The sequence below is a fragment of the Streptomyces hyderabadensis genome (assembly GCF_020404845.1).
In the GTDB taxonomy this organism is placed as follows: domain Bacteria; phylum Actinomycetota; class Actinomycetes; order Streptomycetales; family Streptomycetaceae; genus Streptomyces; species Streptomyces hyderabadensis.
On sequence record NZ_JAIOJZ010000010.1, the window covers coordinates 81187 to 93771 of the forward strand.

General features: G+C 72.6%; 12 protein-coding genes. 2 read left to right on the forward strand and 10 right to left on the reverse strand.

What is annotated here, in order from left to right:
* Positions 1-84: 84 nt before the first annotated feature.
* The 9 genes from K7854_RS10525 to infC all read right to left on the reverse strand — a co-directional run bounded on the left by K7854_RS10525 (position 85) and on the right by infC (position 9998).
* Entirely contained in the window at positions 85-630 is a 546-nt protein-coding gene (locus K7854_RS10525) for an NUDIX hydrolase (RefSeq protein WP_226026131.1), read from the reverse strand.
* Positions 631-737: 107 nt separating this feature from the next.
* Positions 738-2078 carry an NsdA family TPR-like regulatory protein gene (locus K7854_RS10530; RefSeq protein WP_226026132.1) on the reverse strand — a complete coding sequence of 447 codons (1341 nt, stop codon included), beginning with the start codon at positions 2076-2078 and terminating at the stop codon, positions 738-740.
* A 431-nt stretch (positions 2079-2509) separates the two neighbouring features.
* A complete protein-coding gene (pheT, locus tag K7854_RS10535) occupies positions 2510-5032 on the reverse strand; it encodes a phenylalanine--tRNA ligase subunit beta (protein WP_226026133.1) in 2523 nt (840 codons plus the stop codon).
* Positions 5032-6153 (reverse strand): phenylalanine--tRNA ligase subunit alpha, encoded by a 1122-nt coding sequence (gene pheS, locus K7854_RS10540; RefSeq protein WP_226026134.1) that lies wholly within the window; start codon positions 6151-6153, stop codon positions 5032-5034. The genes pheT and pheS overlap by 1 nt, the downstream gene beginning before the upstream one ends.
* Positions 6154-6335: 182 nt before the next feature.
* On the reverse strand, positions 6336-7475 hold the full coding sequence (locus tag K7854_RS10545) for a sensor histidine kinase (RefSeq protein ID WP_226026135.1): 1140 nt from the start codon (positions 7473-7475) through the stop codon (positions 6336-6338).
* A gap of 50 nt (positions 7476-7525) precedes the next feature.
* The gene (locus K7854_RS10550; protein WP_226026136.1) at positions 7526-8374 is read right to left on the reverse strand and encodes a TrmH family RNA methyltransferase; all 849 of its coding nucleotides are present in this window, start codon (positions 8372-8374) and stop codon (positions 7526-7528) included.
* 182 nt (positions 8375-8556) lie between these two features.
* Complete coding sequence (rplT, locus tag K7854_RS10555; protein ID WP_003977226.1) at positions 8557-8940, reverse strand: 50S ribosomal protein L20; 384 nt, start codon at positions 8938-8940, stop codon at positions 8557-8559.
* 97 nt (positions 8941-9037) lie between these two features.
* Positions 9038-9232, reverse strand: a complete 195-nt coding sequence (gene rpmI / locus K7854_RS10560; RefSeq protein ID WP_003977225.1) for a 50S ribosomal protein L35 — start codon at positions 9230-9232, stop codon at positions 9038-9040.
* 112 nt (positions 9233-9344) lie between these two features.
* Positions 9345-9998 (reverse strand): translation initiation factor IF-3, encoded by a 654-nt coding sequence (infC, locus tag K7854_RS10565; protein ID WP_226026197.1) that lies wholly within the window; start codon positions 9996-9998, stop codon positions 9345-9347.
* Between the two features lie 384 nt (positions 9999-10382).
* Here infC and K7854_RS10570 point away from each other — a divergent pair, with 384 nt between their 5' ends.
* Positions 10383-10748 (forward strand): DUF1844 domain-containing protein, encoded by a 366-nt coding sequence (locus K7854_RS10570; protein ID WP_061445672.1) that lies wholly within the window; start codon positions 10383-10385, stop codon positions 10746-10748.
* A gap of 16 nt (positions 10749-10764) precedes the next feature.
* Here the strand turns inward: K7854_RS10570 and K7854_RS10575 are convergent, their stop codons facing one another.
* Positions 10765-11493 (reverse strand): SseB family protein, encoded by a 729-nt coding sequence (locus tag K7854_RS10575; RefSeq protein ID WP_226026137.1) that lies wholly within the window; start codon positions 11491-11493, stop codon positions 10765-10767.
* A gap of 118 nt (positions 11494-11611) precedes the next feature.
* Here K7854_RS10575 and K7854_RS10580 point away from each other — a divergent pair, with 118 nt between their 5' ends.
* Complete coding sequence (locus K7854_RS10580; protein ID WP_226026138.1) at positions 11612-12580, forward strand: serine hydrolase; 969 nt, start codon at positions 11612-11614, stop codon at positions 12578-12580.
* Positions 12581-12585: the final 5 nt, after the last annotated feature.

Consider the following 12585-nt stretch of genomic DNA (forward strand, 5'->3'; position numbering starts at 1 on the left):
CACCGCCGCCGGCGCGCCGGCGGTGGCGCTGTGGCAGGCGTTCGGACGCTGAGCGGCGCGGGTGGGACGGCGAGGCGCCGGGGATCACGGCCTGGCGTCCTGTCCGAGCCGCAGGTGATGCAGCAGGAGTAACGCGGCCGCCATGTTGGCGGCCGGGACCTCCCCGCGGGCGACCAGGTCGGGGACGAGCTTGAGCGGGACCCATTCCCGGCGCTCCGACTCGAAGTCGTCCACGGGATGGCCGACGTACGTGCCCTCGTCGGCCCAGTAGACGTGGTGCCGGGCGTCGGTGAGGCCGTTGGAGGGCTCCACGCTCATCAGGTGGTGCAGCGGTCCGGGCCGCCAGCCGGTCTCCTCCTCCAGTTCCCTGGCCGCCGCCACCGCGACGTCCTCGCCGTCCTCGACGACGCCGGCGGCGAGTTCCCAGCCCCAGCTGTCGGTGATGAAGCGGTGCCGCCACAGCAGGAGGACCTCGTCGGCCTCGTTCACGACCGTGGCCACGGCCACGGGGCGCATCCGTATCAGGAAGTGGTCGAGGTGCCGGCCGTCCGGCAGGGCGACATCGGCGAGATTGACGCTGAACCAGCGATTTGCGTACACATTCTGTTCGCTCTCTTTCGTCCACTGCACGGTTCTGCCACCTTTCCTTGAGTAGGTGGCAATATCGCAGCAGCGGCGTCCCGGCAGCAGGCGTACGACGGCCGCTCACGGCGCAGGGGCGGGCGCGGAGGGTGTTCCTACAGGGGGACGCGCAGGGCACCGTCGATCAGTTCGGCGGCCTCGTCCGTGCCCGCGCACCCGCTGTTCACCAGGTGCTCGCGCACCGCCCGCAGCCGGTCGCGCAGCCGCTGGGACTCCATGCCCCGGGCCTGCTCCGCCATCCGTACGGCGGTGGCGACCGCCTTGTCGGCGTTGCCCTGGCGCAGTTCGATCGTGCTGAGCATGGCGAGCCGGTGCACGCGCCCCCGGTCGTGCGCCGGGGTGTCGACGGCGGCCGCCGCGTGCTCCCCGGCCGCCGCGAGTTCCCCGAGGCTCAGCAGCGCCTCCGCCACCTGGACGTTGACCAGTCCGGGCTGGACGTAGCCGGTCTCGTCGGGCTCGTACCCGCGCCGGATGCGCTCGGCGGCCTGCTCGGCCCGGCGGATGCAGGCCAGCGCGCTGCTGCCGTCGCCCAGGTGCGCGTACGCCTTCGCCTGCATCGCGTACAGGTCGGAGGCGAGCGCCGGGGTGATGTGCCGTCCGGCGGCCCGCAGCGCGGCCTCGGCGAAGGCGACGGCCTGCCGGAACTCCCGCAGGAACAGCGCCTGGTTGACCAGCAGCGCGATGACGTAGGCGCCGAGCCCCCGGTCGCCGCTGGCCTTGGCCAGCCGCAGCGCCTGGTGGAAGTAGCGCTGGGCGAGGCCGTGCGCGTCGGAATCGTACGCGCAGATCCCGGCCACCGCCACCAGGCCCCCGGTGGCCCGGTGCAGCTGCCGTCCGGTGGCGTCGGTGTAGCTGCCCCGCAGCAGCGGCGCGGCCTCGGAGTTGAGGAAGCCGACGATGCGGGCGCGGGTCGCGATGCCGCCGGCCTTGCGGTACATCTGCTCGTAGTGCGCGCGGGCGCAGCGCACCGTCTCCAGGTCGGCCGCCGTGACCCGGTGCCGCCCGCCGCGGGAGACGTCCGTGTCCTCGGGCGGGTTCTCCCACTCCCACACCGGCATCACGGCGGGCGTGCCGGTGAGCGCGGGGGCGCCGAGGATGTGCGGGCGCTGCTGCTGGTCGGAGCGCCACAGGGCGGTCGCCCGCTCCACGAACCCGGAGAGCGAGCCGGTGTGCGGGGCGGCCGGTTCGCCGGGCACGCCGAGGCCGATGTCGTCGAGCGTGACGGGTCGGTGCAGCCGGGCCGCGAGGACCTCGCAGATCAGGTCGGGCACCTGACCGCGCGGCCGCTGCCCCTTCAACCACCGCGCCACGGCGGTGTGTTCGTACCTCAGTGCGAGCCCACGTGCCCGCCCCGCCTGGTTCACGTGCGCGGCCAGTCCCGCGTGCGAGATCCCGGCCTCGTCGAGGATCGCGTCGAGCAGGGTGTTGGGCTGCATGGGTGCCCCCCGGTGAATCGCTGCCGACAGCGTAGTGCGTCGGTCTTCACACGGGGTGTGAACGGAGTGCGCGCATCCGCAGCGTGTGCGCGCTGTCGCGGAGAGTTCCGGACCGGTTGACTGAAGGGCCTCGAAAGAGGCCGGCCGGGCCGCCGGCTCCCCCTCGTACAGTGCGGCGGCCCGTATCCACGCCGTCCGCCCAGCTGCCTGCCCGACACTCCGTGGCGGGGCGGACGGCTCCGCCGGCTTCAATGGTTTCGACTCGTCGCCGTTCGGTGTGCGGGTGCGTTGTCGACTGCGGGCAGTCGGTGGCTGGTCGCGCAGTTCCCCGCGCCCCTTTTCAGGGGCGCGGGGAACTGCGCGAGCGACCACGACGTACCCGCAGCCGCCGAACCGGCGGAAACCCCACGCCCCTTGGGCGAACCGCGGCCCTAACTGCGCAGCACCGCTCCGACCCGCTCGCCCGCGAGGGCAACCGCCGCGTCGCGGGCGGCCGACGCCTCGTCGACCGTCAGCGTCCGGTCCCCCGCGCGGAAGCGCAACGCGTACGCCAGCGACTTGCGCCCCTCGCCGAGCTGCTCCGCGTTGTCGTACACGTCGAACAGCCGGATGGACTCCAGCAGTTCACCCGCGCCCTCACGCAGCGCGGCCTCGACCTCCGACGCCGGGACGAACTCCTCGACGACCAGGGCGACGTCCTGCGTGGCGACGGGGAACGTGGAGATGCCCGGTGCCTGCGGGGTGTCGTCGCCGACCCGCTGCACCGCGTCCAGGTCCAGCTCCATCGCGCAGGTGCGCGCGGGCAGGCCCAGCGTCTTCAGGACCCGCGGGTGCAGCTCACCCGCGTGCCCGATCACCCGCTCCTCGCCGTCCAAGGTGACGAACAGCTCGGCGCAGCGGCCCGGGTGCCACGGACCGTACTGGCCCTTGCGGACGCCCAGTTCGGCACCGGCCTCGCGGGCGACGGTCCGGGCGGCCTCGACCGCGTCGGCCCAGTCGGCCGGACGGCCCCTGCCCCACCAGCCGGCCTGCTCGCGGGCGCCGGCCAGGACCACGGCGACGTGCCGGGGCTGGTCGGGCAGCGCGGCGTCCAGCGCGGCGAGGTCGTCCGCGCTGGGGCGGCGGTCGACCGGCAGGTTCGCGGCGACGCGCTGCTCGTCGCGCGGGTGGAAGACCAGGCCCGTCTCGAAGAGCGCCAGGTCGTGCGCGCCCCGGCCGTCGTTGCGGCGCAGCGCGCCCAGCAGGCCCGGCAGCAGCGAGGTCCGCAGCGCGGGCTCCTCGTCGCTGAGCGGGTTGACCAGCCGGACGACGCGGCGGGCCGGGTCGTCGGCGTCGAGTCCGAGCTGGTCGAAGACCTGCTCGCTCACGAACGGGTAGTTCAGCGCCTCGACGTAACCGGCTCCGGCCAGGGCCCGTCCGACGCGGCGGTGCAGCCGCTGGCGGGGGGTGAGGCCGCGGCCCGCCGGGGGCCGGGGCAGCGTGGAGGGCAGGTTCTCGTAGCCCTCCAGGCGGATGACCTCTTCGGCCAGGTCGTTGATGTCGTCGAGGTCGGGCCGCCACGACGGAACCGTGACGATCAGCTCGTCCTGGCCGTACACGTCGCAGCCGACCTCCTGGAGGCGGCGTACCACGGTCTCGCGGCCGTAGGCCACGCCCGCGACCTTGTCCGGGTGGTCGGCCGCCACGGTGATCGTGTGCGGCGCGTGCGGGGCGCTGATCTCGGTGACGCCGGACTCGGCGGTGCCGCCCGCGAGCAGCACCAGCAGGTCGACGGTGCGCTGCGCGGCAGCGGCGGCGGCCTGCGGGTCGACGCCGCGCTCGAAGCGGCGGGACGCCTCCGAGGACAGCTTGTGCCGGCGGGCGGTGCGCGCGACGGACACCTGGTCGAAGTGGGCGGCCTCGATGACCACGTCGCTCGTCGCGTTCCCGCCGTTCTCGGCGGCGTCGTGGTCGGCGATCTCCGTGTTGGCGCCGCCCATGACACCGGCGAGGCCGATCGGGCCGCGGTCGTCGGTGATGACCAGGTCCTCGGCGTGCAGCTTCCGCTCGACCCCGTCCAGGGTGACGATCTTCTCGCCCTCCTGGGCCCGGCGCACGCCGATGGTGCCCTGGACCAGTGAGCGGTCGTAGGCGTGCAGGGGCTGGCCCAGCTCCATCATCACGTAGTTGGTGACGTCCACGGCCAGCGAGATCGGGCGCATGCCGACCTTCTGCAGGCGCCGCTGGAGCCAGATCGGCGAGCGGGCCTCGGCGCCGAGACCGGTCACGGTGCGGGCGGTGAAGCGGTCGCAGCCGATGGGGTCGGCGATCTTCACCGGGTAGCCGTAGGCGTTGGGCCCGGGCACGTCGAGCAGGGCCGGGTCGCGCAGCGGCAGGCCGTAGGCGATGGCGGCCTCGCGGGCGACGCCGCGGATGGACAGGCAGTCGCCGCGGTTGGCGGTGACGGCGATGTCCAGCACCTCGTCGACCAGTTCCAGCAGCTCGATGGCGTCCTTGCCGACCTCGGTCTCCGGCGGCAGCACGATGATGCCGTGGGTGCCGTCGTCGCCCATGCCCAGCTCGTCGCTGGAGCAGATCATGCCGTGGGACGTCTTGCCGTAGGTCTTGCGGGCGCTGATCGAGAAGCCGCCGGGCAGGGTGGCGCCGGGCAGGACCACGACGACCTTGTCGCCGACGGAGAAGTTCCGGGCGCCGCAGACGATCTCCTGGGGCTCACCGGTGCCGTTGGCCTGGCCGACGTCGACCGTGCAGAAGCGGATCGGCTTCTTGAAGCCCTCCAGCTCCTCGATGGTCAGCACCTGGCCGACGACGAGGGGGCCCTTGAGGTCGGCGCCCAGGTGCTCGACGGTCTCGACCTCCAGACCGGCCGAAATCAGCTTGGCCTGCACGTCGCGGCCGGTCTCGGTGGCCGGCAGGTCGACGTACTCCCGCAGCCAGGAAAGCGGGACCCGCATCAGATCTCCATCCCGAACGGCCGGGTGAACCGGACGTCACCCTCGACCATGTCTCGCATGTCTTCGACGTTGTGGCGGAACATCAGCATCCGCTCGATGCCGAACCCGAAGGCGAAGCCGCTGTACTTCTCCGGGTCGATACCGCAGGCGGTGAGCACCCGCGGGTTGACCATGCCGCAGCCGCCCAGCTCGATCCAGCCCTCGCTGGAGCAGGTGCGGCAGGGCCGGTCGGGGTTGCCGACGGACGCGCCCTTGCAGACGTAGCAGAGCATGTCCATCTCGGCGGACGGCTCGGTGAAGGGGAAGAAGTTCGGCCGCAGCCGGGTCTTCATCTCCGCGCCGAACAGCGACTGGACCATGTGGTCCAGGGTGCCCTTGAGGTCCGCCATGGTCAGGCCCTCGTCGACGGCGAGCAGCTCGACCTGGTGGAAGACGGGGGTGTGGGTGGCGTCCAGCTCGTCGGTGCGGTACACCCGGCCGGGGCAGATCACGTACACCGGCAGCTCACGCGTGAGCGCGGAGCGGATCTGCACCGGCGAGGTGTGGGTGCGCAGCACGACGCCGGACTCGGCGCCGTCCTCCGGGCCCTGCACGAAGAAGGTGTCGGCCTCGCCGCGGGCCGGGTGGTCCGGGCCGATGTTGAGGGCGTCGAAGTTGAACCACTCGGCCTCGGCCTCGGGGCCCTCGGCGACCTCGTAGCCCATGGCGACGAAGATGTCCTCGATGCGCTCGGAGAGCGTGGTGAGCGGGTGGCGGGCGCCGGCCGGCACCCGGTCGTAGGGCAGCGTGACGTCCACGGCCTCCTCGACCAGGACGCGCGCGTCGCGCTCGGCCTCCAGCTCGGCCTGGCGGGCGGCCAGCGCCTTGTTCACGGCACCGCGGGCCATGCCGACCCGCTTGCCGGCCTCGGCCTTGGCGTGCGGGGGCAGGGCGCCGATCTCGCGGTTGGCCAGCGACAGCGGGGAGGTGCCGCCGGTGTGGGCGACCTTGGCCTCCTGGAGCGCGTCGAGGGAGTCCGCGGCGGCGAAGGCGGCGAGCGCCTCGTCCCGCATGCGCTCGATCTCTTCCGGTTTCAACGCCTCGACCTCGACTGGGTCGTACGACTTATTCGGTGCCGACATCTCTTCCCGTGCTTCCGATTGGCTGGCTGGGACGCCCCGTCTACGGTCCTCAGACGGCGCGGAGACGCTTCGTCGACGCTTCGTCTGCGGATCTGGACGCAAAGGTGCCAAAGACCGAGTCTAACGGGGCGGTGGAACGCTGATGACGCCCGTGGGGGGCGCCGGCTGCCTCTGGGTGCTGCTCAGGTGAGGTACGCCGGTGCCGCCACGGGCAACGTAAATCGGAACTGCGCGCCGCCGCCGGGGGCGCGGCCGACCGTGATGGTGCCGCCGTGGGCCTCGACGATGCCCTTGACGATGTACAGCCCGAGCCCGGTGCCGCCGCGCTTGCTGCCCCGCCAGAAGCGGGTGAAGACGCGGTTCATGGATTCCTCCGGGATGCCCGCCCCCTCGTCGCTCACCGTGACCGACGTGCCGGTGTCCTCCCCCTCGCGGGGGGACGCCGTGGGCGTGACGTCAATGGTGACGGTTCCCTCGCCGTGCCGCACGGCATTTTCCAGCAGGTTGCTCAGCACCTGGTCGACCTTGTCGGGGTCGGCCCACAGGTCGGGCAGCGGCTGGGCGAGGCGGAGCAGGAACCGGTCGGCCGCCAGGCCGGCGGCGACGTACGCCTGGATGTGCCGGCCGACGGCCGCGCCGATGTCGACGGGCTGGCGGCGCACCTCCAGGCGGCCGGAGTCGATCCGGGAGATGTCGAGCAGCTCGGCGATGAGCCGGGTGACCCGGTCGGCGTCGGCGTCGACGGTCTCCAGCATCAGCCGCTTCTGGTCGTCGGTGAACCTCTCCCACTTGGCCAGCAGCGTGGCCGTGAAGCCCTTGACGGAGGTGAGCGGGGAGCGCAGTTCGTGGGCGACGGTGGCGATCAGCTCGGCGTGGCTGCGCTCGGTGCGGCGCCGGGCCTCGGTGTCGCGCAGGGTGACGACGACGCGGTGGACGGGGCCGAGGCGTTCGGTGCGGACGTAGCGGGCGGTGACCAGGACCTCCCGGCCGCCGGGGAGCAGCAGGTTGCGCTCGGGCTGGCGGACGCGGATGGCGAGGCCGCCGTAGGGGTCGGTGAGCTGCCACCAGCGGCGGCCCTCCAGGTCCTCCAGGGGCAGGGCGCTCTCCAGGGGCTGTCCGAGGGCTTGGGCGGCAGGGGTGGCGGTGATCCGGACGGCGGCCGCGTTGAAGCAGACCACCCGGCCGTGCTCGTCGGCGACGACCAGGCCGTCGGGCAGCTGGTCCGGGTCGATGCCGAGGTCGGCGGGATCGGCGGGCGGGCGGGGCGCGGGCGGGCGCGGCACCTGGTGTGCTCCCGGTGCGCTGCTCGTGCCGACGCTCATCCCCGTACCCCACCTCTCAACCGCGCAGGGGCCTTGAGCTGGTCACCCTACTAGCTCTCGGTGACGGAGCGGCACCCTCCGGCGGCGCGCTGTGCACGCGCCGACGCGTAGAGACATACGGCGGCGGCGGTCGCGAGGTTCAGACTCTCCGCCTTCCCGTGGATCGGGACACGCAGGACGGCGTCGGTGAGGGCGCGGGTCTCCTCCGGGAGCCCCCAGGCCTCGTTGCCGAACACCCAGGCGGTGGGCCCGCCCATGGTGCCCGCGTCCAGCTCGGCGTCGAGGTCGTCCGCACCCGCACCGTCGGCGGCCAGCACCCGCACCCCCGCCTCCCGCAGCCCGGCGACGGCCCGCTCGACGGGGACGCCGACGGCGACCGGCAGGTGGAAGAGGGAGCCGACGGAGGCGCGTACGGCCTTGGGGTTGTACAGGTCGACGGAGGCGTCGGTGAGCACGACCGCCTCGGCGCCCGCGGCGTCGGCGCAGCGCAGCACGGTCCCGGCGTTGCCGGGGTCCCTCACGTGCGCGAGGACGGCGACCAGCTTGGGCCGGGCGGCGAGGATCTCCTCGAACGGCGTGTCCAGGAACCGGCAGACCCCGACCAGGCCCTGCGGGGTGACGGTGGTGGAGATGTCCTCGATGACCGCGTCGGCGGCCAGGTGCACCCGGGCACCCACCTCCCGGGCGGCCCCCACGATGTCGGCGTACCGCTCCGCGGCCTCGACGGTGGCGAACAGCTCGACCAGCGTCTCCCCGTACCCCGCGGCCTCCCGCACGGCCTGCGGCCCCTCGGCCAGGAACAGCCGCTCCTTCCCCCGGAAGTTCCGCTTCCCCAGCCGCCGAGCGGCAGCGACACGGGGGGACCGGGGAGAGATCAGCTCGGGGCTGCCAGGTCGCACTCTTGCTCACCTTCACATTTGAATCAACGCGGACTGCAACGCGCCCCCCAGGGGCGCGGGGAACTGCGCGACCAGCCACAACGAGCCCGCAGCCGAGAACGGACAGGACCGGGCGGCAACCGAAGGGACCCGCAGGCTCCAGCCTGCGGGTCCCTTCAACTACGGCTCAAGCCGGCGCAGCGTCACGCCGCCTTCGGCGCGTTCACATCGCTCGGCAGCGCCTTCTGCGCGACCTCGACGAGCGCGGCGAACGCGTTCGGGTCGTTGACGGCCAGCTCGGCGAGGATCTTGCGGTCGACCTCGACGTTGGCGGCCTTCAGGCCCTGGATGAAGCGGTTGTACGTGATGCCGTTGGCGCGGGCAGCGGCGTTGATGCGCTGGATCCACAGCTGGCGGAAGTCACCCTTGCGCTTCTTGCGGTCGTTGTAGTTGTAGACCAGCGAGTGGGTGACCTGCTCCTTGGCCTTGCGGTACAGACGCGAACGCTGACCGCGGTAGCCGGAGGCCTGCTCGAGGATCGCCCGGCGCTTCTTGTGGGCGTTGACTGCCCGCTTGACGCGTGCCACTTGTTAACTCCTTGTAGCGGGGCCGCGGTGGTCCTCACGCGGCCCGGTATCGATTGGGTCCCGGTCCTGCCGTACGGCGCTCAGTGGCGCCCGTACGTCACTTGCCGAGAAGCTTCTTGATCTTCGCGGCGTCGCCCGGGGCCATCTCGGCGTTGCCGGTGAGGCGACGCGTCACGCGGGACGACTTGTGCTCGAGCAGGTGGCGCTTGCCGGCGCGCTCACGGAGCACCTTGCCGGAGCCGGTGATCTTGAAGCGCTTGCTGGCACCGCTGTGCGACTTGTTCTTCGGCATAGCGCCGTTCTCTCCTCGTCGGTGGCGCTCCGGTGCCCGGTCGTGAAACCGGGCACGGTTGGAGCGTCGCTCTGGTATCGGTTGTGTCCTGGGGACTGGCGGTCCCCCGGGGTCACGCTTCGGCGGGTGCCTCGGCCGGAGCCTCGGCTTCCGCGCCGTCGGCCTCCGCGGCGTTCTGCGACTTGCCGGGGTTCGCCTTCGCGTCCGCCTTGCGCGCTTCCTGCGCCTGGCGGGCCTCGGCCATCGCCTCGGTCTTCTTCTTGTGCGGACCGAGGACCATGATCATGTTCCGGCCGTCCTGCTTCGGGTTCGACTCCACGAAGCCGAGGTCCTGGACGTCCTCCGCGAGACGCTGCAGCAGTCGGTAGCCGAGCTCCGGCCGGGACTGCTCGCGACCACGGAACATGATCGTGATCTTGACCTTGTCGCCCTGCTTGAGGAACCGGACGACGTGACCCTTCTTGGTGTCATAGTCGTGCGGGTCGATCTTCGGCCGGAGCTTCATCTCCTTGATGACCGTGTGCGCCTGGTTCTTGCGCGCCTCACGGGCCTTCATGGCCGACTCGTACTTGAACTTCCCGTAGTCCATGAGCTTGCACACGGGCGGACGGGCGTTCGCCGCGACCTCGACGAGGTCGAGGTCGTACTCCTGCGCAAGCTCCAGGGCCTTGGCAAGCGGGACAATCCCGACCTGCTCGCCGCTGGGACCGACAAGTCGCACCTCGGGAACGCGAATCCGGTCGTTGATGCGGGGCTCGGCGCTGATGGATCCTCCTCGGTAGCACCACGCGACGGTCTGGCGGACAGCCGCGTAACGTCTGTGTTCGATAGACCTAACCGCGCCGGCACACAAAAAATGCCCCGGACGATCACAGGCGGGGCTCCTCGAACTGCTACCGGAGCACCGCCGCGGTGACCGCGGGGCGCGATTTCGGGCTGGTCGCCGCCGCTGGGACGGGACCGCCTGACCGGTGACCCGCCGTCGGCAGGACGGCCAGGTGGGAGTTCGAAGCCTCCACTTGTGGGCCGGACCCGCTGCCGTGGGCGTGCGTGTCCGACCGGTCGTTACACAAGGTTAGCAGCTCGGCCGGGGAAGGGCTAACCGAGTCCGAGTGGGGCCCGCTCCCCGGCTGCGCCTATCGTGTGCGGCATGAGTGAGACCCCTCCCGAATCCTCGGCGAACCCCGACTTCGACGCCATGACCCGCGACATCGCCGAGGTCCCGGCGGTCGAGGTGATCGTGACGGTCGCCGTCAACCTGATGAGCGCCGCCGCCGTGAAGCTGGGCCTGACGGAGGAGGGCGAGGACCACAAGGACCTGGACGAGGCCCGCAAGCTGGTGCACGCGCTGGCCGGTCTGCTGGACGCGACCGCGACCGAGATCAGCTCCTTCCACGCGGCACCGCTGCGCGACGGCCTGAAGTCGCTCCAGCTCGCCTTCCGCGAGGCCTCGCTGGTCCCGGACGAGCCGGGCCAGGGCCCCGGCGAGAAGTACACGGGCGCGGTCTACGGCTGACCGCCGCCCCGAGTCGTCACCGCACGTACAAGGGCTCGCCCGGCGGCGTCGCCCCGGCCGGCAGCAGTGCCAGGTCGAGGCCGCGCACCAGGCGGGCCCTCAGTGTGTCGTCGGCGGCCAGCCGCCCGGCGACGGCGCGGGCGGCCTTCGCCGCGTCGGCGTCCGGGTCCAGGACCAGCGCGAGCGTGCCGTCGGCGCGTCCCGGCCCGAGGTGGGCGCGGAGCACGGCGGGCTCGTCGGCCAGGGCGGCGCGCACGGCCCGGGCCACGGCCGGGTCCGCCAGCGGGTCGGTGGTCGTACGTCCCTCGGCCAGTGCCAGCAGCACCGCTCCGGTCAGCTCGAACGGCACCGGCCCGGCCAGGTCCAGTACGACGGTGTCCGCCTTCTCGTGCGCGGCGGCCTGCAGCGCCTGGTGCACGGGTACGGCGACGGGGCGGGCCGCGGGGTCCCAGCGGGCGAGCGACTGAGTGGACGTGAAGGCGGGCAGCGCGGTGCGGTCACCGGCCTTCAGCGTCGGCACGGCCATGTCGCTGGTCTTCTCGCGGCGCAGCCCGTTCTCGTCCTCCTCCAGCTCGCCGAGTACGGCGACGACGGGTACGAGCAGCCGGGCACCCTTGAGCGCCGCCAGGACCGGGCCGACGGCGGCGCGGTCCTCGGCCCAGGCGGCGAGCGCGGCGCTCAGCCGGGGGTCGGCGGAGCCGTCGTCGTCGGAGAAGGCGGAGTCGGGGATGTTCTTGTTCGCCACGGTCACGACCCTATCGGGGGGCGCGCACGGCGTTCCTCACCGCCCTCTCAGGGACATCTGACCGGGATTTAACCTCCGCCCAACAGCGCGCACAGCAACCGCGTGGACGATCGCGGCCATGGCATCCTCCAGAGCCCGGCGGGCGCGGCGGGCCCCGCGGCGGCGTACCCCGGTGTGGTCGGCCCTGGTCGCGTTCGCCGTCGTCGGTGCCACGGCCACCGGCGCGGTGTACTGGCAGGGCCACGCACGCCCGGGCGCGGACGGCGCCGTATCGTCGTCGTCCTCGGCACCCTCGGGCGGGGAGGCGGCGGTGGAGACGGTCGAGCCGGCGGAGCCGGTGGTGGACGACGACGCGCGACTGGCCGCGGCCATGGCGTCGGTGACGGTGCCGGACGGCGCCGAGGTGTCGGTGGCGGTGCTGGACCCGGACTCGGGCGGGAGCGCCTCGTACGGCACCGGCGCCTTCGACACGGCGAGCATCGTCAAGGTCGACATCCTGGCGGCGCTGCTGCTCCGGGCGCAGGACGCGGGGCGTTCCCTCACCGCGTCGGAGAAGGCGTACGCCACCGCGATGATCGAGAACAGCGACAACGACTCGGCGTCGGCGCTGTGGGAGGCAATCGGGACGGCCGACGGGCTCGACGCCGCGAACGCACGCTTCGGGCTGACCGGCACCGAGGGCGGCGAGGGTCCGCTGTGGGGCCTGACCCGGACCACCGCCGCCGACCAGGTCGTGCTGCTGCGGCAGATCTTCGTGGCGGAGGGGTCGGCGTTGAGCGAGGCGTCGCGGACGTATGTGCGCGGGCTGATGGAGCGGATCGCGGACGGTCAGCGGTGGGGCGTGTCGGCGGCGGCCGACGCGGCCGGCGGGACGGACGGTTCGGCGTGGGCGCTGAAGAACGGCTGGCTGCAGCGCAGCACCACCGGACTGTGGGTCGTCAACAGCATCGGGCGGGTGGAGAGCGGCGGCCACGGCTACCTGGTGGCGGTGGTGTCGCGGGGCAGCGGTACGCAGGCGGAGGGGATCTCGCTGACCGAGGCGGCGGCGCGGGCGGCGGTGTCGGTGTTCACGGACGAGGCGGCCTAGGAACC